The organism is Pseudomonas sp. 02C 26 (genome assembly GCF_002843585.1).
GTDB lineage: Bacteria > Pseudomonadota > Gammaproteobacteria > Pseudomonadales > Pseudomonadaceae > Aquipseudomonas > Aquipseudomonas shirazensis.
In genome coordinates this window covers 1120568-1143829 of sequence record NZ_CP025262.1, presented here as the reverse complement: position 1 = coordinate 1143829, position 23262 = coordinate 1120568, and the positions used below count along the sequence as shown (strand labels likewise).

The 23262-nt window shown below is 63.3% G+C and carries 20 protein-coding genes and 1 pseudogene; 7 read left to right on the top strand and 14 right to left on the bottom strand.

The genetic code is table 11. From position 1 onward, the window contains the following. Positions 1-34: 34 nt before the first annotated feature. The 10 genes from lysS to CXQ80_RS05140 form a co-directional block, all read right to left on the bottom strand. Complete coding sequence (gene lysS / locus CXQ80_RS05185; RefSeq protein ID WP_101317154.1) at positions 35-1537, bottom strand: lysine--tRNA ligase; 1503 nt, start codon at positions 1535-1537, stop codon at positions 35-37. Between the two features lie 74 nt (positions 1538-1611). Further along, positions 1612-2707, bottom strand: a protein-coding gene (gene prfB / locus CXQ80_RS05180; RefSeq protein ID WP_101317151.1) for a peptide chain release factor 2 whose coding sequence is annotated in 2 segments (ribosomal slippage) — positions 1612-2634 and positions 2636-2707 — 1095 coding nt in all. Because the reading frame shifts where the segments join, the coding sequence is not laid out codon by codon here. Between the two features lie 96 nt (positions 2708-2803). Next, positions 2804-3808 (bottom strand): PleD family two-component system response regulator, encoded by a 1005-nt coding sequence (locus tag CXQ80_RS05175; protein ID WP_101317149.1) that lies wholly within the window; start codon positions 3806-3808, stop codon positions 2804-2806. A gap of 51 nt (positions 3809-3859) precedes the next feature. Next, positions 3860-4873: a chemotaxis response regulator protein-glutamate methylesterase gene (locus CXQ80_RS05170; protein ID WP_101317146.1), complete on the bottom strand. Its 1014-nt coding sequence runs from the start codon at positions 4871-4873 to the stop codon at positions 3860-3862. Continuing rightward, complete coding sequence (locus tag CXQ80_RS05165; protein ID WP_101317144.1) at positions 4870-7167, bottom strand: hybrid sensor histidine kinase/response regulator; 2298 nt, start codon at positions 7165-7167, stop codon at positions 4870-4872. Before CXQ80_RS05165 ends, CXQ80_RS05170 begins: the two co-directional genes overlap by 4 nt. Next, entirely contained in the window at positions 7164-7829 is a 666-nt protein-coding gene (locus CXQ80_RS05160) for a chemotaxis protein CheW (protein ID WP_101317142.1), read from the bottom strand. Before CXQ80_RS05160 ends, CXQ80_RS05165 begins: the two co-directional genes overlap by 4 nt. Next, complete coding sequence (locus tag CXQ80_RS05155) at positions 7826-9091, bottom strand: CheR family methyltransferase (protein WP_101317140.1); 1266 nt, start codon at positions 9089-9091, stop codon at positions 7826-7828. The genes CXQ80_RS05160 and CXQ80_RS05155 overlap by 4 nt, the downstream gene beginning before the upstream one ends. Next, positions 9088-9609 carry a chemotaxis protein CheW gene (locus CXQ80_RS05150; protein WP_371918918.1) on the bottom strand — a complete coding sequence of 174 codons (522 nt, stop codon included), beginning with the start codon at positions 9607-9609 and terminating at the stop codon, positions 9088-9090. The genes CXQ80_RS05155 and CXQ80_RS05150 overlap by 4 nt, the downstream gene beginning before the upstream one ends. Before the next feature lie 5 nt (positions 9610-9614). Next, a complete protein-coding gene (locus tag CXQ80_RS05145; RefSeq protein WP_101317135.1) occupies positions 9615-11237 on the bottom strand; it encodes a methyl-accepting chemotaxis protein in 1623 nt (540 codons plus the stop codon). 128 nt (positions 11238-11365) lie between these two features. Next, positions 11366-12061, bottom strand: a complete 696-nt coding sequence (locus CXQ80_RS05140) for a tellurite resistance TerB family protein (RefSeq protein WP_101317133.1) — start codon at positions 12059-12061, stop codon at positions 11366-11368. A gap of 307 nt (positions 12062-12368) precedes the next feature. On the opposite strand from CXQ80_RS05140, the gene CXQ80_RS05135 reads away from it, so the two are divergent. From CXQ80_RS05135 to CXQ80_RS05120, 5 genes and pseudogenes are all read left to right on the top strand, one after another. Continuing rightward, positions 12369-13253, top strand: a complete 885-nt coding sequence (locus tag CXQ80_RS05135; RefSeq protein WP_101322956.1) for a hypothetical protein — start codon at positions 12369-12371, stop codon at positions 13251-13253. Further along, on the top strand, positions 13204-14259 hold the full coding sequence (locus CXQ80_RS05130) for a diguanylate cyclase (protein WP_101317131.1): 1056 nt from the start codon (positions 13204-13206) through the stop codon (positions 14257-14259). The genes CXQ80_RS05135 and CXQ80_RS05130 overlap by 50 nt, the downstream gene beginning before the upstream one ends. Before the next feature lie 18 nt (positions 14260-14277). Then, positions 14278-14988, top strand: a pseudogene (locus CXQ80_RS25235) (PAS domain-containing protein); the annotation flags it as partial. A 108-nt stretch (positions 14989-15096) separates the two neighbouring features. Then, positions 15097-15543: a methyl-accepting chemotaxis protein gene (locus CXQ80_RS25230; RefSeq protein ID WP_371918916.1), complete on the top strand. Its 447-nt coding sequence runs from the start codon at positions 15097-15099 to the stop codon at positions 15541-15543. Positions 15544-15589: 46 nt separating this feature from the next. Continuing rightward, entirely contained in the window at positions 15590-17014 is a 1425-nt protein-coding gene (locus CXQ80_RS05120) for a gamma-aminobutyraldehyde dehydrogenase (RefSeq protein ID WP_101317128.1), read from the top strand. A 56-nt stretch (positions 17015-17070) separates the two neighbouring features. On the opposite strand, the gene CXQ80_RS05115 is transcribed toward CXQ80_RS05120, so the two are convergent. The 3 genes from CXQ80_RS05115 to CXQ80_RS05105 form a co-directional block, all read right to left on the bottom strand. Further along, a complete protein-coding gene (locus tag CXQ80_RS05115) occupies positions 17071-18180 on the bottom strand; it encodes an NADH:flavin oxidoreductase/NADH oxidase (protein ID WP_101317126.1) in 1110 nt (369 codons plus the stop codon). A gap of 144 nt (positions 18181-18324) precedes the next feature. Next, on the bottom strand, positions 18325-20034 hold the full coding sequence (recJ, locus tag CXQ80_RS05110) for a single-stranded-DNA-specific exonuclease RecJ (RefSeq protein ID WP_101317124.1): 1710 nt from the start codon (positions 20032-20034) through the stop codon (positions 18325-18327). A gap of 30 nt (positions 20035-20064) precedes the next feature. After that, positions 20065-20607 carry a YaeQ family protein gene (locus CXQ80_RS05105; protein ID WP_101317122.1) on the bottom strand — a complete coding sequence of 181 codons (543 nt, stop codon included), beginning with the start codon at positions 20605-20607 and terminating at the stop codon, positions 20065-20067. 131 nt (positions 20608-20738) lie between these two features. Here CXQ80_RS05105 and CXQ80_RS05100 point away from each other — a divergent pair, with 131 nt between their 5' ends. Both CXQ80_RS05100 and CXQ80_RS05095 read left to right on the top strand, forming a co-directional pair. After that, the gene (locus CXQ80_RS05100) at positions 20739-21938 is read left to right on the top strand and encodes a CaiB/BaiF CoA-transferase family protein (RefSeq protein WP_101317120.1); all 1200 of its coding nucleotides are present in this window, start codon (positions 20739-20741) and stop codon (positions 21936-21938) included. Positions 21939-21952: 14 nt separating this feature from the next. Then, entirely contained in the window at positions 21953-22834 is an 882-nt protein-coding gene (locus CXQ80_RS05095) for a TIGR02285 family protein (RefSeq protein WP_371918896.1), read from the top strand. A gap of 131 nt (positions 22835-22965) precedes the next feature. Here CXQ80_RS05095 and CXQ80_RS05090 read toward each other — a convergent pair whose 3' ends face one another. Continuing rightward, positions 22966-23250, bottom strand: coding sequence for a DUF3509 domain-containing protein (locus CXQ80_RS05090; protein ID WP_101317115.1), 285 nt, complete (start codon positions 23248-23250; stop codon positions 22966-22968). Positions 23251-23262: the final 12 nt, after the last annotated feature.

Sequence of the window (23262 nt, the reverse complement as noted above, 5' to 3'; positions counted from 1 at the left end):
AAAGCCGCCTCGAAAGGCGGCTTGTTCACAGCACTCAGGCCTGTGGGCGCATATGCGGGAACAGGATCACATCACGGATCGACGGCGAGTTGGTCAGCAACATCACCAGGCGGTCGATACCGATGCCTTCACCGGCAGTCGGCGGCATGCCGTATTCCAGCGCACGGACGAAGTCGGCGTCGTAGTGCATGGCTTCGTCATCACCGGCGTCCTTCTCCGCCACTTGGGCCAGGAAGCGCTCGGCCTGGTCTTCGGCATCATTGAGCTCGGAGTAGGCGTTGGCGATCTCGCGGCCACCGATGAACAGCTCGAAGCGGTCGGTGACGTTCGGGTTGGCGTCGTTGCGGCGGGCCAGCGGCGACACTTCGAACGGGTACTCGGTAATGAAGTGCGGCTGCTCCAGCTTGTGCTCGACCAGCTCTTCGAAAATCATCACCTGCAGCTTGCCCAGGCCTTCGTGGCCGAGCACCTTGGCACCTGCCTGCTTGGCAATCGCGCGGGCCTTGTCGACGTCCTGCAGGTCGGCGGCGGTCAGCTCGGGGTTGTACTTGAGGATCGAGTCGAACACCGACAGGCGCACGAACGGCTCGCCGAAGTGGAACACCTTGTCGCCGTAAGGCACGTCGGTGCTGCCTAGCACCAGCTGCGCCAGCTCGCGGAACAGCTCTTCGGTGAGGTCCATGTTGTCTTCGTAGTCGGCGTAGGCCTGGTAGAACTCGAGCATGGTGAACTCGGGGTTGTGCCGGGTCGAAACACCTTCGTTACGGAAGTTGCGGTTGATCTCGAAGACCTTCTCGAAGCCACCCACGACCAGACGCTTGAGGTACAGCTCAGGCGCGATCCGCAGGAACATCTGCATGTCCAGCGCGTTGTGGTGGGTTTCGAAGGGCTTGGCCGCCGCGCCGCCTGGGATGGTCTGCAGCATCGGCGTTTCCACTTCGAGGAAGTCGCGCTTGGCAAGGAAGCTGCGAATGTGCGAGATCACCTGCGAACGCACACGGAAGGTGTGGCGGGTCTCTTCGTTGACCATCAGGTCAACGTAGCGCTGGCGATAGCGCTGCTCGGTGTCGGTCAGGCCGTGGTGCTTGTCCGGCAACGGACGCAGCGATTTGGTCAGCAGACGCACGCTGGTCATCTCGACGTACAGGTCGCCCTTGCCGGAACGCGCCAGGGTGCCTTCGGCGGCAATGATGTCGCCCAGGTCCCAGGTCTTGACCGCAGCCAGGGTCTCTTCCGGCAGGGTCTTGCGGTTGACGTAGACCTGGATGCGCCCGGTCATGTCCTGGATAACCATGAACGAGCCACGGTTGAGCATGATACGACCGGCAACCTTGACCGGGATCGCTGCAGCTTCCAGCTCTTCCTTGGTCTTGTCGACATACTGCTTCTGCAGATCGCTGCAGTAGCTGTCGCGACGGAAGTCGTTGGGGAAGGCCTGGCCCTTGGCACGCTCGGCGGCAAGCTTTTCCTTGCGCAGCGCGATCAGGGTGTTTTCTTCCTGTTGCAGGTCTTGCGGGTCGAGTTTGAGATCGCTCATGTCGTCAGATTTTCCATCAAGGATTCATTGCCCTCGCCCGCAGGCGAGGGTCTTGCAGCTCAGCAGCCGAGAAGTTACAGGCCTTGCTTGAGGCTCGCTTCGAGGTATTCGTCGATATCGCCGTCCAGCACCTTGTCACAGTCGCTGCGTTCGATGTTGGTGCGCAGGTCTTTGATTCGCGACGCGTCGAGCACGTACGAGCGAATCTGGTGACCCCAGCCGATGTCCGACTTGCTGTCTTCCAGAGCCTGCGAGGCTGCGCTGCGCTTTTGCATTTCCAGCTCGTACAACTTGGCCCGCAGCATTTTCATGGCGGTGTCCTTGTTGGCGTGCTGAGAACGTTCGTTCTGGCAGCTGACCACGGTGTTGGTCGGCACGTGAGTGATCCGGACCGCCGAGTCGGTGGTGTTGACGTGCTGACCACCGGCACCCGAGGAGCGGTAGGTGTCGATACGCAGGTCGGACGGGTTGATGTCGATCTCGACCTTGTCGTCGATCTCGGGCGAGACGAACACTGCCGAGAACGAGGTATGACGACGCGCGCCGGAATCGAACGGGCTCTTGCGCACCAGGCGATGAACGCCAATCTCGGTACGCAACCAGCCGAACGCGTACTCGCCCTTGATGTGCACGGTGGCGCCTTTGATGCCGGCGACTTCACCTTCGGACAGCTCCATGATGGTGGCGTCGAAGCCACGCTTGGAGGCCCAGCGCAGGTACATGCGCAGGAGGATGTTGGCCCAGTCCTGTGCTTCGGTACCGCCGGAACCGGCCTGGATATCCAGGTAGGCGTTGTTCATGTCCATCTCGCCGCTGAACATGCGACGGAATTCCAGCTTGGCCAGGGACTCTTCGAGACCTTCGAGCACTTCGACAACGTCGTTGACCGCCGCCTCGTCGTTTTCTTCGACGGCCATGTCGAGCAGCTCGCGCGAATCGGCCAGGCCACTGGACATCTCGTCCAGGGTGCCGACGATCTGCGCCAGCATGGCGCGCTCGCGGCCCAGCTCCTGGGCGTACTCGGGTTTGTTCCACACGGCCGGGTCTTCCAGCTCGCGGTTGACTTCGATCAGGCGCTCAGCTTTCAGATCGTAGTCAAAGATACCCCCGAATCGATTCGGAACGTTCGGTGAGGTCTTTGATGGTGTTGAGGATCGGTTGGATTTCCATTGGGCAGGCTACTCGCGCGAATTCGGTGAAAAGCCGGTGAGTATAAACCAGTCCGAGCCACGGCGGCAGACCCGCCGGGCAGGCGCAAGGCGCTTATCAGGCAATACCGGCCTGATTGCGCCCATTATTCTTGGCCAGGTACAGGCCCTTGTCGGCGGCCGAGATCAGTTGCCGGCAATGGCTACCGATGGCCGGGGTCAAGGTAGCGATGCCCAGGCTCACGGTCAGCCGCGCATCGGCCTCGGGTGCGGTGTGGGCGATGCCCAGGCCGTAGACCGACTGGCGCAGTTTTTCGGCAATCAGGCGGGCGCCGCCCGGCGAGGTGTTAGGCAGCACCAGGGCGAACTCTTCGCCGCCGTAGCGCGCCGGCAGGTCGCTTGGCCGTGAGCATGAATTGCGAATCGCTGCAGCCACCTGGCGCAGCGCCTCGTCACCGGCCAGGTGGCCGAAGCTGTCGTTGAAGGCCTTGAAGTAGTCGACGTCGATCATCAACAGCGACAGCTGCTGCTGCTCACGCATGGCCCGGCGCCACTCCAGTTCCAGATACTCGTCGAAGTGGCGGCGGTTGGACAAGCCGGTCAAGCCATCGGAGTTCATCAGGCTCTGCAGCATCAAATTGGTGTCGAGCAGTTGCTGCTGGCTGACGCGCAGTGCGCGATACGCTTCATCGCGCTGCAACAGGGTCATATAGGAGCGCGAGTGGTAGCGAATTCGCGCCACCAGTTCGATGGTGTCCGGCAGCTTGACCAGGTAATCATTGGCCCCGGCGGCAAACGCGGCGCTCTTGACCAACGGGTCTTCCTTGGTCGACAGGACGATGATCGGGATGTCCTGGGTGGCCGGGTGGTTGCGGTATTCGCGCACCAAGGTGAGGCCATCCAGGCCCGGCATGATCAGGTCCTGGAGGATCACCGTCGGCTTGATGCGCATGGCCTGGGCGATGGCCTGATGCGGATCGGCACAGAAGTGGAAGTCGATATTCTCTTCATGGGCCAGCCCACGCCGCACCGCTTCGCCGATCATTGCCTGATCGTCCACCAGCAGCACCATCGCCGAGTTTTCGTTGGCGGTCACAAGACCTGCGCTTGGTAGATCAATCATGCCTGTTCACCTGATCACGACCGTCCAGGCGGTGTGACTCAATTGCTGATGTCATTTGGTAAAAAACTCCGTCAATCGCCCGGCAATGCGCTCGAGCGGGCGGATCTCCATCGCTGCATCAATCGCCGCAGCGGCCTTGGGCATGCCATATACAGCACTGCTCTGCTGGTCCTGGGCAAGGGTCAAAAAGCCCTGCTGGCGCATCATCTTCAAACCCTGGGCGCCATCGCGGCCCATCCCGGTGAGCAGAACGCCCACGCCGGGCGCATTCCAATGGCGTGCCACGCTCTCGAAAAACACATCGATCGAGGGTCGGTAGATTTCATTGACCGGCTCGGCGGTGTAGGCGAGCTGGCCGTTTTTCAGCAAGCGGATATGGTGGTTGGTGCCTGCCAGCAATACCTGCCCGGCCTGCGGCGGCTCGCCTTCGCGGGCAAGCCGTACGACCTGGCCGCAGGTACTGCTGAGCCAGTCGGCCATACCTGCGGCAAACACTTGGTCAACATGCTGCACCAGCACGATGGCCGCCGGAAACTGCTTGGGCAGGCCCTTGAGCAAAACTTCAAGCGCGGCCGGGCCGCCAGCAGACGAACCGATCGCCACCAGGCCGGTACGCTGCGAGACTTCGCGCACAGCGGTGGGCACGCTGCTTGGCGCCGAAGTGCGCTGCTGACCGATCAGCCAGCCGATATTGAGGATCTTGCGCAACAATGGCGCGGCCGCTTCGCGCGGATCACCCGCGCCCAGCGCCGGCGTATCGACCACGTCCAGCGCGCCGTGGCCCATGGCCTCGAACACGCGGTGCACGTTCTGCTTGCGGTCGACCGTGACGATGACGATAGCGCAGGGCGTTACCGCCATGATTCGCCGGGTTGCCTCGACGCCGTCCATCACCGGCATGATCAGGTCCATGAGGATCAGGTCCGGGATCTGTGCGGCGCAGCGCTCGACCGCCTCCTGGCCATTGCCGGCGACCCAGATCAGCTCATGCGCCGGCTCCAGCGCAAGCGCCCGGCGCAGCGCCTCGACGGCCAGGGGCATGTCGTTGACGATGGCAATTTTCATCCTTGTGCACCTCCGATCAACTCGACCACTGCATCCAGCAACGCGTCATCGTGGAAGCTGGCCTTTGCCAAATAGTAGTCGGCGCCGGCATCCAGGCCACGCCGGCGGTCTTCTTCACGGTCCTTGTACGACACCACCATCACCGGCAAGCCTTGCAGGCGCTGGTCGCGGCGCACCAGGGTGACCAGCTCGATGCCGTCCATGCGCGGCATGTCGATGTCGGTGATCAGCAGGTCGAAGTCATCGCCGCGCAGGGCGTTCCAGCCGTCCATACCGTCCACCGCCACGGCCACGTCGTAGCCGCGATTGCTCAGCAGCTTGCGTTGCAGCTCACGCACCGTCAGCGAGTCGTCCACCACCAGCACGCGCTTGCGGCTGACGCCCTTGGCACTGGCGCCGTTGCGTTCGATGCGCTCCAGGCGGCCGGTAGTCAGCAGCTTTTCCACCGAGCGCAGCAGGTCTTCGACGTCGACGATCAGTACCACCGAGCCATCGTCGAGCAACGCTCCGGCAGAAATATCCTGAACCTTGCCCAGGCGCGCATCGAGCGGCATGACCACCAGCACGCGCTCGCCGATCAGGCGCTCGACGGCAATCCCGTAGAGCTGCTCGCGCTCGCGAATGACCACAACCCGCAGGCTGCGCTCATCGCCCTGCCCTTGCGGGCGATTGAGCAACTGATTGGCCGAGACCAGGCCGATATGGCGCTGCTCGTGCCAGAAGTGTTGACGCCCTTCGATCTGGACGATGGCCTCGGCGGGCACGTCAAGGGTGCGCTCGATATGCGCCAGCGGAAAGGCATACGCCTCGCCGCCGACCTCAACCACCAGGCTGCGCACCACCGACAAGGTCAGCGGCACCTGCAGATGGAAGCAACAGCCTTGGCCAGCAACCTGGGTCAGCTCGATCGAGCCGCGCAGCTCGCGCACCATATGCTGCACTGCGTCCAACCCCACCCCGCGACCGGATACCTCGGTGACCCGATCGCGCATGCTGAAACCGGGCAGGAACAGGAACGTCAGCAGCTCGGCTTCGCTCATCTGCGCCACGGTCTCGGCCGGTGACAAGGCCCGTTCGGCAATGCTGCAGCGCAGCTGCTCAAGGTCGATGCCGGCGCCATCGTCACTCAGCTCGACAATCAGCATCCCAGCCTGGTGGGATGCACGCAGGCGGATCACGCCATCGCTGGGCTTGCCCGCCAACAGGCGTCGTTCGGGCAGTTCGATGCCATGGTCGACGGCGTTGCGCAGCAGGTGAATCAGCGGGGCTTCGAGTTTTTCCAGGACATCGCGATCGACCTGGGTTTTCTCGCCCTCGATCTGCAACTGCACCTGTTTGCCCAACGAGCGGCCCAGATCGCGGACCATCCGGCTCTGCCCGGTAAGCACGTCGGCGAATGGCCGCATGCGGCAGGCCAGCGCCGTGTCATACAAGTTTTGCGCGCGCTGGCTGGCTTGCCAGCCGAACTCGTCGAGCTCGGCTGCTTGCTGTTGCAGGATGGCCTGGGTTTCGCCGAGCAGGCGTTGGGTCTGGGCCAGCGCATCGAGTACTTCAGGGCTCTGGCCGCTGCTCTCAAGCTGGCTCTTCAGCCCGTCGAGGGCACGCATGCCCTGCCCGTGCATGCGCTTGAGCCGCTGCAGGCTGGCCAGGTAGGGCTTGAGCCGCTGGGTTTCCACCAGCGACTTGCTGGACAGGTCGAGCAGGCTGTTCAAGCGATCCGCCGTCACCCGCAATACTCGCTCGCCGGTCTGGCTGCTGCGTTTGCCCGACCGCGGTGCAGGCTCGACATCGGCTTGCGCCTGGGCGGCCAGCGCGGGTACTTCGGCGCTGGCCACCGACGGCGCGGCCAGCAACGGTTCACTCACTGCGCGGGTAACCACCTGCGGCGCCGCGCTGAAAGCAGCAGCGGGGTCGAGCAACGCCGTCATCTGCGCGACAAAGCCCGGCACTGCCAGCTCACCGGCGGCATCGCCCGGCGTAGCGATGCGCATCAGCAGGTCGGTGCCTTGCAGCAAGGCATCGATGTGTTCGCCACGCAAACGTAGCCGACCTTCCTGGGCCGCGACCAGGCAGTCTTCCATGACGTGGGCGACGCTCACCCCGGCGTCGACGCCGACGATCCGCGCCGCGCCTTTGAGCGAGTGCGCGGCACGCATGCAGGCTTCGAGCTGATCGGCCTGGGTCGGGTTGCGCTCGAGCGCGATCAGGCCAGTGTTGAGCACCTGGGTCTGGGCTTCGGCCTCCAGGCTGAACAGCTCCAGCAAAGACGCATCACGCATTTGCTCAGGGGTCATGACAGGCTCCGCTTGACAGCCGACAGCAAGTGGGTCGAATCCAGTACGCGCACGCTGCGCCCGCGCCACTGCAGCACGGCGGCAGTGAAGCGCGCAGTGTCCTGGCCGTCTTCACAGGCATCGATATCAAGCCGATGGATGCCATCGACTTCATCCACTGGAGCAACTACCGGCCCGCCTTCAGCGGCCAGAATCAGCATGCGTGGCATTACCCGACCATTGATGGGGCTGGACGGCGGGCTGTCGGCCCCCAGCAGCGCGGCCAGTGACAGGCACGGCACCAGGGCGCCGCGCACATTGGCCACACCTTGCAGTACCCGCGAGCGCTGATGCGGCAGGGAATGCACGGATTGCACTGGAGCGATCTCGGCGAGGCTGGCAGTCGTCAGCGCCAGCCATTCTTCACCCAGGCGGAACACCAGCATCGAACGCCCGGTGCATTCGGTCAGCGGCGCGGCGGCGACAGGCTCTTGATCCTGCTGCAGGGCGTAGCGATCGAGCAGGCGCGTGGCGGCTGCGGCATGCACTTCGCAGTTGCGGCAGTGAATATGCTGTTCAAGCAAAGGGCATTGTTTGTTGCCATGCACGCCGATGCGATTCCAGCAGTCGTTGATCGGCGGGTGGTCTTCGCTGACCAGCAGCAGCTCATGAATCTCGCTCATCGTTGCGGCTCCCGACCGGCACGCGCGGCGCGTTCCTGCAGACGCCGCGCACCGGCCTCATCGCCTTGTGCGGCGAGCAGCGTCGCCAGTTGCAGCAGCGCCTCGGGGTGTTGCGGCTCAAGGTACACGGCCTTGCGGTAATGAATAATGGCGTTGTGGCTGTCGCCTGCGGTGTCGCTGAGCAGGCCCAGCCAGTAGTACAGCTGCGCCTTGGGTTCGAACTGGCGCAGGTAGCGCTCGCAACTGGCCAGCGCGGCCTGACTGTCGCCGGCGTTGGCCTGGCGGGCGATTTGCGCCAGCAGCTCGCTCTCGCCGGCCTGCCCGGCAGTGGCCACTATCGACGGGGCGGGCGCTGGGCGAACGTGCCGCGGCGCTGGCGGCACGCTACGCGGCACAGGCGGCTGGCTCCATGGCGCAGACGCCAGGGCCGGCCGTGCAGGCGTCGGGGTAACTACGGGCACGGCTTGTTCCGGCTGGCGCACATAGGCGAACGACTGCGGGATGCCCAATGGCCGCATGCCCAGGCGCGCCAACAGGCTGCCTTCGGCGGGGCCAATGAACAGCACACCCTGGGCATGCAGCAATTGCTTGAGCACCGCAAACACCCGGTGCTGGGTGGGCACGTCGAAGTAGATCAGCAGGTTGCGACAGAACACGAAGTCATAATGCCCGTTGCGACTAGCCAGGGCTGGATCAAGCACGTTGCCGACCTGCAGATCGACCTGGTGGCAGACTCGCTCATGCAACTGATGGCCCTCACCGGTAGCGCTGAAGTGCCGCTCGCGAAAGGCCACATCACTGCCACGAAACGAATTGCGCCCGTACAGCGCCTGGCGTCCACGGGCGACCGAGTTGGGGCTGATGTCCAGCCCATCGACACTGAACGCGGCGGCGCTCATGCCGCTGTCGAGCAACGCCATGGCAATCGAATACGGCTCTTCGCCGGTCGAGCACGGCAGGCTGAGGATGCGCAGCGGCCGCACACCGGCCAGTTCGGCCAAGCGCTTGTGCGCGAGGCTGGCCAACGCGGCAAACGACTCGGGATAACGGAAAAACCAGGTTTCCGGGACGATCACCGCCTCGATCAGCGCTTGCTGTTCAGCCGTCGATTGCTGCAGCAGCAGCCAGTAATCGTTCAAGTCGTGGGCTGCCAGCGCAGCACTGCGCTGACGCAGGGCACGCTCGACCATGGGCACTCCGACCGACTCGACATCCAGGCCGATGCGCTCTTGCAAGAATCGAAAAAACTGCTGTTCGATCATGCCGGCACCTGCGCTGGCGCATCCGGGAACAGCAAGCGACGGACCTCGTCACTGAGCAACTGGTCGATCTCGATGCGCTGCAACATGCCCTGGGCATCCTGGCGCACCGGGCCCAGATAGGGCGCCTCGCCGTTGTCCAGCCCATACGGCTGGAACTCGTCAGGCTGGCAGCGCAGGGTCTCGGTGGCCTGCTCGAGGATCAAACCCAGGTGCAGCGTGATAGCGCTGGCAGCCGGGTGATAACGCACCACCACCAGCCGCGTGCTGGTGCGTGCTGCGGCCGGCCTGGCAAAGCTCAGCGCGGCCAGGTCGATCACCGGGATCAGCGCACCACGATGGCTGAGAATCCCGCGCACCCACCCCGGGGCCTGAGCGATAGGCTTGAGCGTACGCAGCGCCAGCACTTCCACCACCTCACGCACATCCAGGGCGAAGCGCTGGTCGTTGAGGCGAAACTGCAGGTACAGCACGCCTTTGCCGGTGCCGGCTGTGGGTTCGCGCTGAGGCAGATCCTTGATTGTCATCAGACTTTGAAACGCGAGACACCGCCACGCAGGCCAGCCGCGACCTGGCTCAGCTCATCGATGGCGAAACTGGCCTGGCGCAGCGATTCGACGGTCTGGGTGCTGGCGTCGCTGAGTTGAGAGAGCGCCTGGTTGATCTGCTCGGCACCGGTGGCCTGGGCCTGCATGCCGTCGTTGACCATCAATACCCGCGGCGCCAGCGCCTGGACCTGATGGATGATCTGGCTGAGTTGCTCGCCAACCTGCTGCACTTCGAACATGCCGCGGCGGACTTCTTCGGAAAACTTGTCCATGCCCATTACCCCGGCCGAAACCGACGACTGGATCTCGCGCACCATCTGCTCGATGTCGTAGGTCGCCACGGCGGTCTGGTCGGCCAGGCGGCGCACTTCAGTGGCCACCACGGCGAAGCCGCGGCCGTATTCGCCGGCCTTCTCGGCCTCGATCGCAGCGTTCAGCGACAGCAGGTTGGTCTGGTCGGCAACCTTGACGATGGTCACCACCACCTGATTGATGTTGCTGGCCTTCTCGTTGAGGATGCTCAGCTTGGCGTTGACCAGATCGGCCGCGCCCATCACCTGGTGCATGGTTTCTTCCATGCGTGCCAGGCCTTGCTGGCCGGAGCCGGCGAGGATCGAGGCCTGGTCAGCAGCCGAGGTGACCTCGGTCATGGTCCGCACCAGATCACGCGACGTGGCGGCGATCTCACGCGAGGTGGCGCCGATTTCGGTGGTAGTGGCTGCGGTTTCGGTGGCCGTGGCTTGCTGCTGCTTGGAGGTGGCGGCGATTTCGGTAACCGAGGTGGTCACCTGCACCGACGAGCGCTGGGCCTGGGCGACCAGGCTGGCGAGGGATTCGGCCATTTCGTTGAAGCCGGTTTCGATGGCGCCAAACTCGTCCTTACGGTCCAGGTCCAGGCGCATGCTCAAGTCACCCGAGCGCAGCTTATCGAGGGCATGTACGATGCGTTGCATGGGCGTGGTGATCGCACGCATCAACAGCAGCCCGCAAATGCCGGCAGCGATGATGGCCAGGATCAGCGAAACGATCATGCTGCCCTTGGCGGTGGCCACGGCGCTGACGATGTCTTTGGTGGCTACGTCGGCCGCTTCCCGATTGCGTTCGATCACGGTGTTGAGGTGCTTGCGCCCTTCAACCCAGGCGGGCGTCAGCACGTCGGTGATCAAGCGCTCGGCTTCGGCGTAGTTCTTCTGCCGGTAGGCCTCGAGTACCAGTTCGATGTCGGCGATGTAACGTTTTTCCATGTCGACGAAGGCGTCGAAGCTGGTCTGGTCTTCCGTATTACGAATGGTTCCCTGATAACTGGCCATGTGCTGGCGCAGGCGCTCTTCAAAGCTCTTGAACAGTTCGATATCCGCAGAGGCGATATCGCGATGCTTGCTCAGGCCGACCAACTGCTGGCTGGTGACGTAGCTGTCGACCCAGGCGCTGCGGATCATCGAGCTGTAGTAGACGCCGGGGATGGCATCGGAACCGACCGCTTCCTCGCTCGCGGAAATGGCGACCAACCTTGAGTAGGCTGCAACGATCATCAACAACATGATGGCGATGATCACGGCAAAACTTGCCAGGATCCGTTGGCGCATGGTCCAGTTTTTCAAAATCAGCCCTCAAGAATTCAGTACGAGCGGGGAAATCGCTCGAGTATAGCCCAGGCATGAGCCGGGTTTCTCAGCTGAATGAGCGGCGTTTGCGGCATCCCTGCCGGCAAAGGTGGCAAATAGCCAGATTACTGACCGGCGGCAAGCCTGGCCTGGGCTTCAAGCTCCTGGCGCAGCGCCGGATCCAGGCGCAGCTGGCGCGACAGCTCATCGAGGTAGGCGCGCTCCATGAAGTTTTCCTGATCGACCATCATCAGGCTCGCCAGGTACATCTCGCCGGCCATTTCCGGGGTTTGCGCGGCGCGGGCGACTTCTGCCGGGTCGAGCGGTTTGTTCAGCTCGGCGTGCAGCCATTGCTGCAGTTCGCGGTCGCTGTCCAGACGGGTGAATTCACCTTCGATCAGTTCACGCTCACGCTCATCGATATGGCCATCGGACTTGGCTGCCGCGACCAGCGCACGCAGCACGGCCTGGCTGTGCAGCTCGGCTTCAGCCGGTGGCAGCCGGTCGAGCGTCTGCGGCTCGCGCACCTGGCCAGTGGCCTGCTGCGCCTGCCAGTTATTGAAGGCCTTGTAGGCGATCACCCCCAGCGCTGCCAGGCCGCCGTAGGTCAGCGCCTTGCCGCCGAACTTGCGCGCGCTCTTGTTACCGAGCAACAAGCCCATGGCGCCACTTGCCAAGGCGCCGCCGCCCATCCCGGAGAGCAGCCCACCGAGACCGCCTGCACCGAGCGATGGCTTGCCGCCAGCGCTTTTACCGGTTTGTTTGCTGAGCATTTCCTGGCCGGTCTTGAACAGTTGATCGAGCAAACCTCGGGTGTTCATGCGCACGTCTCCACGCTACAGAAAGGAAAACCCAGAGTAAGGCTTGGCCTGTCGTTCGCCATGGAAGTATTTGCTTCGGGATGTTGCACAAGCCGACCAAGTGCGCTGGCAAGGCGGCACGCTCTGCCTGATCATCGATAGCCGCCATGGGTCCAGCTCCATCGACCATGCATGGACAAACCTCGCCCAGCGGTCAACCTTGCAACATTTTTGGGGCCATCCTGAATTTGCTCTGCAAGACCGCATAATCGGCGCTGAGACGATGATGGCCATGTGCAGCCATTGATATTAGGTGATGTTGCTAGCCATGAAACGAGCCGAACTGCTGGACTACCTGCATTTGACGATCAGCAACTTCTACCGGCTTGATTCCGATGCCGCGCTGGACCACCACCTGCAGTTGATGCTTGAGCAATACCGGCGCAAACCGTTCTTCTTCAAGAGCTTGCTCAAATACGACCGACTGATGGTCGTGCTGTCGCTGTTCGCCTTTTATTTCCACGACCCTATGACACCGTTATCGCGGGTCAAGGCATTTTGCGAGCGGCGTGGCTACCTGACGCGCAACACCCTGGAGTCGTATTTCTCGTTCTTCCTGATATCGGGCTATATGCACGTATCGCCCCACCCGGATGATGCTCGGCAACGCAACTACAGACCCAGCAAAACCGCTATCGATCTGGCCACACAACTGATCAGCGCATACCTCATACCGGCCCAGAAGCTGATACCCGATGCCCAGCCTTGGCAGCGCACCGAGCCAACGGCGTTCCTGCGTCAATACTTCAGCGGATTCGCTCACCTGCTGGATGCCGACGTGCTGCTGGACGGGCTGCTGCCGGGGGCCAAGTGGATCATGAACCGCGACGGTGGTCATCTGCCGATGCTGAGCTTGTACCTTGATACCCGGGGCCTTCGCTCAAACGACGGCGGCTACAAGGTCTCCAGCTATGCCGAGCTGTCCTCCCGGCTCGGGGTATCCACCATGCACGTGGCACGGCTGGTCAAGGAAGGCGAAAGCAAAGGCTACTTCCGCACCCAGGGATCACTGGTTGAGATGCGCCCGGCGTTCGCCGAGCTGGTCAGGCACACCATGGCGATCTACTTCGCCGTCACGCGGGTCAGCATGGAGCTTGGTAGTTATGCCCTTGAATCGGAAATACCCCAGCCTGGAGCTGGATGTCTCGGCTGATCATCGCCCGCGCATCAGGCTGCTGCTGCGCGAGGGCATCATCGCCGTGCAACTGTTGGTCATCGCCAGCTGGCTTGCCGTTCATCTGGTGCTTGACGAACGCATCGCCACCCTCGGCGCCTGGGGACCGCTATTGATGATGATGGCTCTGTTCATCATCCAGACACGGACGAACTCGGACAAAGTATGGCGGTATTCAGGCTTGCTGTTCATGCTGACGGTGGTGATCGGCTTCAAGCTGATCTTTCTCGACTACCCGCCATTGCATCGCCAGTTCTCTCTGGCCATGACCGTTCTGGCGGTGGTCGGCGCATCGCTGCTGATCCGTGGGCCAATGGATTATCTGCTGGTCGCCGTGTTGAGCTGGGTGCTGGTGATGCCCCACATCGGTCACGATGAGGTGAGCGACTACCGCTGGTATCTGGCTATTTTTTTTGCCTTCTCGATCAGCCTGGGCTGGATCAACAGCCGCACCTACCTGCGCGCACTGAGCATCACACTGCAGATCGAGCAGCACTATCGCACCCTGTCGGAAACCGACTACCTGACTTCGCTGTACAACCGACGTGCACTGATGGACCGCTTCGAGCGTGTCATCGAAAGCCACGGTGGCGGTTTCTTCATGATGATCGATATCGACGACTTCAAGCGGATCAACGACCAACTTGGCCACGCCGCCGGCGATCAGGTGCTGCGCGTGCTCGCCGCACGCCTGCGCAACATGGCCGGCAGCCACTGTGCCGGGCGGCTGGGTGGTGAGGAATTCGGCGTCATCATCGACACCCTGAGCCCAGCCATCGCCCTGGCCATCGCCCAACGCCTGCTGGAGGCGGTACGCAACAGCCGCGAAGCTCCCGCCCGCTTCACCTTCAGCGCTGGGCTGGTGCCCTTCAGCCACGATCAAGCCCTAGCCGACATCCTTATCCACGCCGATCGCTGCCTGTACAAGGCCAAACGCGCCGGCAAGGACCGGGTGCATTTCGGTGTAGGCGAGCATTTACCCTGACAATTACCGGAGTTCGCCGTGTTCAACCGCCGCTGCACGCAGGCACTACTCGCTTGCCAACAACAACTGGACAACCTGCAAGCTGTGCTCGCCCAACTGGAACAGCAACTGCTCAGCGCTCGCCTCGATGCCAACGGCTGCTTCACCGAGGTCAATGCGCCGTTCGCCAACGCGCTGGGCTTTTCTGCCGCGCAACTGCTCGGGGTCAAGCTCGAAGCCCTGCTTGAACCAGACTGCAGTGTGCCGGCAACACTGACAGGCTCGCCGTCGCTCAGGTGCCGGGGCGCCGACGGCCGCCCGGTGCTACTTCAGCTATGCTGGCTGCGCGACGCGCTGGGCCAACATCATGGCTACGGCTGCGCCAGCCCCGGCACCAGCCGCCGTGACCGGGACGGGCTGGAGTTATACAACGCCCTTGACCATTCCACCGCCATCATCCAGTTCAACCTCAAAGGCATGGTGCTCGATGCCAACAAAGCCTTTCTCAACGCCATGGGCTATGGCCTGACGCAGATTCTCGGCAAGCACCACCGCATGTTCTGCTCTGCCGAGGACGCCGCCTGCGCCGACTACACCCAGCTCTGGCAAGCGCTCAATCGCGGGCAGTTCGTGGCGGGGCGCTTTCGTCGTATCGACGCCCGCGGCAATACCGTATGGCTTGAAGCGACCTACAACCCGATCAAGGACCAGCACGGTCGCCTCTACAAGGTGGCCAAGTTCGCCAATGTGGTAACCAAACAGGTGGAAAAGGCCGACCTCGTGCGCCGCGCTGCCGACCTCGCCCATGATGTTTCGCTGACCACCGAGCACAGCGCGCAGCAAGGCCTGACAGTAGTCATGCAGGCCGCGTCGGCCATGCAATCCATCGCCGGGGAAATGGCCAGCGTTGGCCAGGACATGCAAGCGCTGCAGGCGCAGTCGCTGAACATTGGTGCGATCGTCGAGACCATCGGCGGGATTGCGGCGCAGACCAACCTGCTGGCACTCAATGCGGCCATCGAGGCCGCCCGTGCCGGCGATCAGGGCCGTGGCTTTGCTGTGGTTGCCGATGAAGTCAGGCGCCTGGCCGCGCGCACTACCGAGGCCACCCGGGACATTTTCGAGGTAGTGCGTCTGAACCGAGAACTGGCCGATGGCGCCTTCAAAGGCATTCAGAACAGCCGCGAGCATGCCTGCGCTGTGCAGGACCTGGCCAGCCAGGCCGGCAACGCGATGGACGAAATCAGCCGCGGCGCACGCCAGGTCGTCGAGGTCACCAGCCGGGTAGCCAATGAGCTGCAGTGAGTGGTCTACGCTATCGACCATCGCAAATGCCTCGGAGGATTGCCCCATGCACACCCAGATGCTGATCAACGGCCAACTGGTGGCCGGTGAAGGCCCAGCCTGGACCGTACTCGACCCAGCCGCAGGCACTGTCCTGGCGCAGATCAGCGAGGCCAGCGAGGCGCAGGTCGACAGCGCCGTGCGCGCCGCCGACAGCGCCTTTGCCAGTTGGTCGCAGACCAGCCCGAAAGACCGCTCGCTGGCCCTGCTGGCGCTGGCCGATGCCATTGAGCAACACGGCGAAGAACTGGCCAGCCTCGAATCGCAGAACTGCGGCAAGCCCCTCGCCGCCGCCCTCAATGACGAGATCCCGGCCATTGTCGACGTGTTTCGCTATTTCGCCGGGGCGGCGCGCTGCCTGGGCGGTTCGGCGGCAGGGGAGTATCTGCCGGGGCACACCTCGATGGTGCGGCGTGACCCATTGGGCGTGGTCGCCTCGATTGCGCCGTGGAACTACCCGCTGATGATGCTCGCGTGGAAGATCGCGCCGGCACTGGCCGCAGGCAACACCGTGGTGCTCAAGCCCTCCGAGCTGACCCCGCTGACAGCGCTGTGCCTGGCCGAGCTGGCCCGCGAGATCTTCCCGGCCGGTGTGCTGAACATTCTGTTTGGCCGTGGCGCGACTGTGGGCACGCCGCTGGTCACTCATCCGCGCGTACGCATGGTATCGCTGACCGGCTCGATCCCGACCGGGGCGAACATCATCGGCGCCACTGCCGCCAGCGTGAAGCGCATGCACATGGAGTTGGGCGGCAAGGCGCCAGTGCTGATCTTCGATGACGCCGATCTCGATGCGGCCGTCGCTGGCATTCGCAGCTTTGGTTTCTACAATGCCGGCCAGGACTGCACCGCCGCCTGCCGGCTGTATGTGCAGGACGCCATCTACGATGAATTCATCGAGCGCCTGGGCCAGGCTGTCGCCAGCATCAAGCCGGGACCTCAGGATGCGGCCGACACCGAACTCGGCCCACTGATCAGTGCGCAACACCGCGACAAGGTAGCAGGCATGGTGCAACGCGCCCTCGACCAGCCGCATATCCGCCTGGTCACTGGCGGCAAGGTGTTGGAGGGTGCAGGCTTCTTCTACGCGCCGACTCTGCTGGCCGACGTGCTTCAAGACGACGAAATCGCCCGTCATGAGGTGTTCGGCCCGGTGGTCAGCGTCACTCGCTTTGCTGACGAAGCCCAGGCGCTGGAGTGGGCCAACGACTCCGAGTACGGCCTTGCCTCATCGGTGTGGACCGCTGACGTGGGCCGCGCGCACCGCCTTGCCGCACGCCTGCAATACGGCTGCACCTGGGTCAACACGCACTTCATGCTGATCAGCGAGATGCCCCACGGCGGGCAGAAGCAATCGGGCTACGGCAAGGATATGTCGATGTATGGGCTGGAGGACTACACCTGTGTCCGCCATGTGATGTTCAAGCACTAGCCGTGTTGGCTGCCTTGTCGCCGTCTTCTGTCGACGACAAGGCAGCCACATCAACGTCAGGCGTCGCGCAGGTCGGACTCGTGAATCGGGTTGGCGCGGTGGGTTGCCCGTTGGTATTGCGCTGGCCACGTGGCCTTGTTGCCACCCAGATCCTCGTCGGCATGCAGCGGCCAGTACGGATCACGCAGCAGTTCACGGGCGAGGAAGATCAGGTCAGCCTGCCCCGTGCGCAGAATGTGCTCGGCCTGGGCGGGTTCGGTGATCATGCCGACGGTGCCGGTGGCGATCTCCGCCTCTTTGCGCACGCGCTCGGCAAAGCGCGTTTGATAGCCCGGGCCGGTGGGAATCTCGGCGTTGACCGAAGTGCCGCCCGACGACACGTCGATCAAGTCCACCCCTAGCGCACGCAGGCGGCGCGCCAGCTCGACGGTTTCGTCAGGGTTCCAGCCGTCTTCGACCCAATCGGTGGCCGACACCCGGACGAACAGCGGCAGCTCTTTGGGCCATACCGCACGCACAGCCTCGGTAATCTGAAGGGTAAAGCGAATGCGGTTTTCGAAGCTGCTGCCGTATTCATCGCGGCGCTGGTTGCTCAGCGGCGAGAGAAACTGATGCAGCAGGTAGCCATGGGCAGCGTGCAGTTCGACCACCTTGAAACCCGCAGTGAGCGCGCGCTCGGCGGCTTTGACGAAGGCGTCGATGATCTCCTGGATCTCGCCGGTGCTCAGCTCACGCGGTGCAGTGTGCTCCGGGTCGAAGGCTATTTTCGACGGGCCGACCGGCTGCCAGCCGCCGTCCTCCGGTTTGACGCTGCCGTGCTTGCCCAGCCAGGGCCGATGAGTGCTGGCCTTGCGCCCGGCATGGGCCAGCTGAATGGCGGGTACCGAACCCTGGGCAGTGATAAAGCGGGTGATGCGCTGCAGCGGCGCGATCTGCTGGTCATCCCACAGACCGAGGTCTTCAGCGGTAATCCGACCATCGGCAGTGACCGCCACGGCTTCGGTGAAGACCAGCCCGGCCCCGCCTACGGCACGGCTGCCCAAGTGCACGAGATGCCAGTCATTGGCCAAGCCATCGGCGGCCGAATACTGGCACATCGGCGACACGGCGATGCGGTTGGGCAGGGTCAACTGGCGGAGGGTGTAGGGCTCTAACAGCAGGCTCATGGGGGATCTCCCTGGGACTCCAAATGGGTGACCGGCCCGGGCACTGATGTGCAGCCGTGGCCTGGTACCGGTTCTCTTGAGCCTAGACCAGTTTGCTGCGACCAGGGTTCAGCCCGGTCGCAGGAGTATCCCTGCAGCAGCCGGTTAGCGTGGTTCGATGTGCGCGATCATCAGTTGCACGCTTTCGTTGCCGCGAAACTCGTTGACGTCCAGCTTGTAGGCCAGCTCGACCCAACGCACGGTGGGGTTGGGCCAGACTTCGCGGTCGATACCGAAGGCAATACCGTCGAGCTTGACCGCACCGCACTCGCTCTTGAGCACCACCTTCAAATGCCGCTCGCCGACCACACGCTGCTCAACCAGCTGGAACACACCATGGAACAGCGGCTCGGGAAAATGCTGGCCCCACGGGCCGGCGTTGCGCAGGGCGCGGGCCAGGTCCAAGTGGAATTCTTCAACCGCCAGGGTGCCGTCGGTCAGCAACCGCCCGGTCAGGTCGTCTTCATTGAGCTGACGCCGGGTTTCTTCGTCGAACGCGGCGGCAAACGCCGGGAAGTTCTCTGCCGGCAGCGACAAACCGGCGGCCATGGCGTGACCACCGAACTTGCTGATCAGTTGCGGGTGACGCGCAGCCACCGCGTCCAGCGCATCGCGGATATGAAAGCCTGGCACCGAACGCGCCGAGCCCTTGAGCAAACCCTCACCGGCATCGGCAAAGGCGATGGTCGGGCGGTGGTAACGTTCTTTCAGGCGCGAGGCGAGGATACCGATCACGCCCTGATGCCACTGGGCATCGAACAGGCACAGGCCATACGGCATCGACTCCAGCGGCAGGTCCTTGAGCTGGGCCAGCGCCTCGCGCTGCATGCCCTGCTCGATCGACTTGCGATCCTGGTTGAGGCCGTCCAACTGCTCGGCCATGTCACGGGCCAGCGCCGGGTCGTCACAGAGCAGGCATTCGATGCCCAGGCTCATGTCGTCCAGCCGTCCTGCGGCGTTCAGGCGCGGGCCGAGGATAAAGCCCAGATCGGTCGAGGTGATGCGCTGGTAGTCACGGCGAGCGACTTCGAGGATCGCCTTCAAGCCAGCGCGGGCGCGACCAGCACGAATTCGCTCGAGGCCCTGATGGACCAGGATGCGGTTATTGGCATCCAGCGGCACCACGTCGGCAACACTGCCCAGCGCGACCAGGTCGAGCAGTTCACCGATGTTCGGTTGTGCCTGCGTCTGGTAACGGCCAAGGCTGCGCAAACGCGCGCGCAGGGCCATCAACACATAGAAGATCACCCCTACCCCGGCCAGCGACTTGCTGGGGAACTCGCAGCCTGGCTGGTTCGGGTTGACGATGGCGTCGGCGTCCGGCAAGTGCTGGCCGGGCAAGTGGTGGTCGGTCACCAGCACCTTGAGCCCGGCCGCCTTGGCAGCGGCAACGCCCTCGACACTGGAAATACCGTTGTCGACGGTGACCAGCAGCTGCGGCTGGCGCTGCAGCGCGACTTCGACGATTTCCGGGGTCAGGCCATAGCCGTACTCGAAGCGGTTTGGCACCAGATAGTCGACATGCGCCGCGCCCAGCAGCCGCAGGCCCAGCACGCCAACGGTGCTGGCGGTGGCGCCATCGGCATCGAAGTCGCCGACGATGAGGATACGCTGGCGCTGGTCCAGCGCCTCGACCAGCAGATCGACCGCCGCATCGATGCCCTTGAGCTGCTGATACGGCAGCAGACGGGCCAGGCTCTTGTCCAGTTCAGCCTCCGATTGCACGCCGCGAGCGGCGTACAGGCGGGTCAGCAACGGCGGCAAGGCTCCCAGAAAAGGCAGGGTGGGCGGCAACGGGCGGGGTTCGATACGCATGGGGTCTTCAGCAGTCTATAAAGGTTGAAATCAGCCGCGCTCGCCGAGCAGCCACTGCAGCTGCACTTCGTGCTGGCCGCGGTCGTCGGTGACGAACACCGTGCCTTCGCTGATCATCACATCCCACTTGATCACCCGCGGCATGTCCTTGGCGATGACTTCCAGCACATCTTGCGGGACGGCGGCGATGTTGACGTTTTTCAGGTTCTTGATCGCGCTGAGCACTTTGGTTTCCCACACGCGCAGGCTGCCATAGGCGAGCAGGCTGGTGCGCTCGGTGCGACGCGAGCACCAGGTCAGTCGATCAGCGTCGGGCTGGCCGACTTCGATCCAGTGCAGGACGCGATCATCCAGGCTCTTTTCCCACAGCGCAGGCTCGTCGACGTCCGACAGACCACGGCCGAACGACAGTTGCTCGTTGTACCAGAGCGCGTAGGCGAGCAGGCGCACGGCCATGCGCTCTTCGGTTTCCGAAGGGTGGCGGGCGATGGTCTGCTTGACGCTTTCGTAGACGTTGCGGTCGAGGTCGGTCAGGTTCAGTTCGAACTTGTAGGTGGTGGACGGCTGGGCCATGGGTGACGGGCTTCTAGCTGGAGAAAGTCGGCTAGTCTAACTGATCCTGCCCTGCTTGCGTCGCGGCAGTATCTGCCGCAGGCGAGCTGTGATAAAACCAGCGCTTTGTTTCTGCCGCCACGGATGCCCCCATGCCCACGCCCAGCAAACCCCTCGCCGGCCTTAAAGTCATCGAGCTCGGGACCCTGATCGCCGGCCCCTTTGCGTCGCGCATCTGCGCCGAATTCGGTGCCGAGGTGATCAAGGTCGAATCGCCCGACGGCGGTGATCCGTTGCGCAAATGGCGCAAGCTGTATGAAGGCACGTCGTTGTGGTGGTTCGTCCAGGCGCGCAACAAACAGTCGCTGACGCTGAACCTCAAGCACGAGGAAGGTCGCGAGATCCTCAAGCGGCTACTGGCCGAAGCCGACATCCTGATCGAGAACTTCCGCCCCGGCGTGCTGGAAAAACTCGGCCTGGGCTGGGACGTGCTGCATGCGCTGAACCCGCGCCTGGTCATGGTGCGCCTGTCGGGCTTCGGCCAGACCGGGCCGATGAAAGACCAGCCAGGCTTCGGTGCGGTCGGCGAATCGATGGGTGGCTTGCGTTACATCACTGGCTTCGATGATCGCCCGCCCGTGCGTACCGGTATCTCCATCGGCGACTCGATTGCCGCCCTGTGGGGCGTGATCGGTGCATTGATGGCGCTGCGTCACCGCGAGGTCAATGGCGGTGCCGGGCAAGTGGTCGATGTGGCGCTGTATGAAGCGATCTTCGCCATGATGGAAAGCATGGTGCCGGAATTCGACGTGTTCGGTTTTATCCGCGAGCGCACCGGCAACATCATGCCCGGCATCACTCCCTCATGCATCCACACCAGCGCCGACGGCAAGCATGTGCAGATCGGCGCCAACGGCGATGCGATCTTCAAGCGCTTCATGCAGGCAATCGGCCGCGACGACCTGGCCGATGACCCAACCCTGGCCAGCAACGACGGCCGCGACCTGCGCCGTGACGAGCTTTACGGCGTGATCGATCGCTGGGTCAATGGCTTGCCGCTGGAACAGGTACTGGAGGTTTTGAACACCGCGCAGGTGCCGGCCAGCCGGATCTACTCGGCAGAGGACATGTTCAGCGACCCGCAGTTTCTGGCCCGCGAAATGTTCCTGCAGGGCCGCTTGCCCGATGGCAAAGCGTTCAAGATGCCCGGCATCGTGCCGAAGCTGTCCGACACGCCAGGCTCGACTGAATGGGTTGGCCCGGCGCTGGGCGAACACACCACGGCGCTGCTCAGCGGGCTTGGCTACGATGCTGCAGCCATTGCCCGGCTGCGCAAGGACGGCGCGGTCTGAACCGCGCCGCCGTGGTGTTCAGGCTCAAGTTACGCTGGCTGCTGACGCTTGCAGTTAGCTGCGCGCTGCTGCCCGGCGTAGCCACGGCCAAGGAAAAGCTGCTGTGGCTGATCCGCGATCTGCCGCCCTTCACGATCTTTGAAGGGCCTGAACAAGGCCAGGGCGTGCTCGACCGCATGCTGCCGCTGCTGATCGCGCAGATGCCCGAGTACGAGCACAGCATCGTCCGGGTCAACCGCGCCCGCGGCATCCAGATGCTGCAAGAGCCCTCCTTCACCTGCGACCCTACCCTGCTGTGGACCCCGGAGCGGGCCAAGTACGCTTATTTCTCCAGCCCGACCATGGCCACGTTGAGCAGCGGCCTGTTGGTGCGCAACGAGGACCAGACGCTGATCGAACCTTACCTGCAAGGCGGCAGCGTCGACCTCAAACGCCTACTGACCCAGAGCACGTTGAAGCTCGGGATTGTTGCCGAGCGCAGTTACAGCGCCTCGGTCGATAAGTTGCTCAGGCAACTGCCCGACAGCGCTTTCAACCGTCACTACGGCACCGAAGCGACCGCCAGCTTGCTGCAGATGCAGCAGTTGGGCCGTTTGCAGCTGGTGCTGGGTTACTGGCCAGAGTTGCGCTACCTGCTCAATCAGCAAGGCGCGGATACGCACAGCTACCGTTTTTATCCGATCCAGAGCGTGCAGCCCTACCAGCTAATGCATGTCGCCTGCTCCGACACACCGCTCGGGCGTGAGGCGATCGGCCATATCGACAAACTGTTGCCGGCGCTGCGCCGTGACACATTGCCGGATCTGTATGCCCGCTGGCTAGATCCAGAGCAGCGCGAAGCGTATATGCAGCGGGCCGCAGAGCTGGCCGACGATCAGGCCTACGCCACGCCCTGAGCCAGAAAAAAGAAACCCCGGTCGCTGGGGAAGACGACCGGGGTCAAGCGAAAGTCATCTGGACTTTCCGTGGCAGCTCAACGTCACCGGAGCAAAGCGCCGCTGGGCTGCCATTAGCAAATAAGACGCAATCAGCTGGCAAAGGTTCCGTGAATCGGTTGGCGCTGCTGCAGGGCAGCGATCACACAAGGCTGCAGGCGTCCTTCGGCAATCTGCACATCCCGATGCAGGCCATCGACCAGATCTATCAGCAGGCTCTGTTCCTGCAATTGTCGCGAGGTGACAGCCCGTTGCAGGGTGACATTGCCTTGAGGGTCACGCAGAACCAGTTGCCGATTGCCATTGGCATCGGCGGCGGCAAGGTGAGCTTGGTAAGGGGTCAGAGCATCATTGAGCAGTCTGCAAATTCTTTCCATCCGGCGCACTCA

What these genes read in the sequence shown, in the direction of transcription:
- lysS (WP_101317154.1), bottom strand. Translation starts at nt 1,537, where the DNA reads ATGAGCGATCTCAAACTCGACCCGCAAGACCTGCAACAGGAAGAAAAC.
- CXQ80_RS05175 (WP_101317149.1), bottom strand. Translation starts at nt 3,808, where the DNA reads ATGATTGATCTACCAAGCGCAGGTCTTGTGACCGCCAACGAAAACTCG.
- CXQ80_RS05170 (WP_101317146.1), bottom strand. Translation starts at nt 4,873, where the DNA reads ATGAAAATTGCCATCGTCAACGACATGCCCCTGGCCGTCGAGGCGCTG.
- CXQ80_RS05165 (WP_101317144.1), bottom strand. Translation starts at nt 7,167, where the DNA reads ATGACCCCTGAGCAAATGCGTGATGCGTCTTTGCTGGAGCTGTTCAGC.
- CXQ80_RS05160 (WP_101317142.1), bottom strand. Translation starts at nt 7,829, where the DNA reads ATGAGCGAGATTCATGAGCTGCTGCTGGTCAGCGAAGACCACCCGCCG.
- CXQ80_RS05155 (WP_101317140.1), bottom strand. Translation starts at nt 9,091, where the DNA reads ATGATCGAACAGCAGTTTTTTCGATTCTTGCAAGAGCGCATCGGCCTG.
- CXQ80_RS05140 (WP_101317133.1), bottom strand. Translation starts at nt 12,061, where the DNA reads ATGAACACCCGAGGTTTGCTCGATCAACTGTTCAAGACCGGCCAGGAA.
- CXQ80_RS05135 (WP_101322956.1), top strand. Translation starts at nt 12,369, where the DNA reads ATGAAACGAGCCGAACTGCTGGACTACCTGCATTTGACGATCAGCAAC.
- CXQ80_RS05130 (WP_101317131.1), top strand. Translation starts at nt 13,204, where the DNA reads ATGCCCTTGAATCGGAAATACCCCAGCCTGGAGCTGGATGTCTCGGCT.
- CXQ80_RS25230 (WP_371918916.1), top strand. Translation starts at nt 15,097, where the DNA reads ATGCAGGCCGCGTCGGCCATGCAATCCATCGCCGGGGAAATGGCCAGC.
- CXQ80_RS05120 (WP_101317128.1), top strand. Translation starts at nt 15,590, where the DNA reads ATGCACACCCAGATGCTGATCAACGGCCAACTGGTGGCCGGTGAAGGC.
- CXQ80_RS05115 (WP_101317126.1), bottom strand. Translation starts at nt 18,180, where the DNA reads ATGAGCCTGCTGTTAGAGCCCTACACCCTCCGCCAGTTGACCCTGCCC.
- recJ (WP_101317124.1), bottom strand. Translation starts at nt 20,034, where the DNA reads ATGCGTATCGAACCCCGCCCGTTGCCGCCCACCCTGCCTTTTCTGGGA.
- CXQ80_RS05105 (WP_101317122.1), bottom strand. Translation starts at nt 20,607, where the DNA reads ATGGCCCAGCCGTCCACCACCTACAAGTTCGAACTGAACCTGACCGAC.
- CXQ80_RS05100 (WP_101317120.1), top strand. Translation starts at nt 20,739, where the DNA reads ATGCCCACGCCCAGCAAACCCCTCGCCGGCCTTAAAGTCATCGAGCTC.
- CXQ80_RS05090 (WP_101317115.1), bottom strand. Translation starts at nt 23,250, where the DNA reads ATGGAAAGAATTTGCAGACTGCTCAATGATGCTCTGACCCCTTACCAA.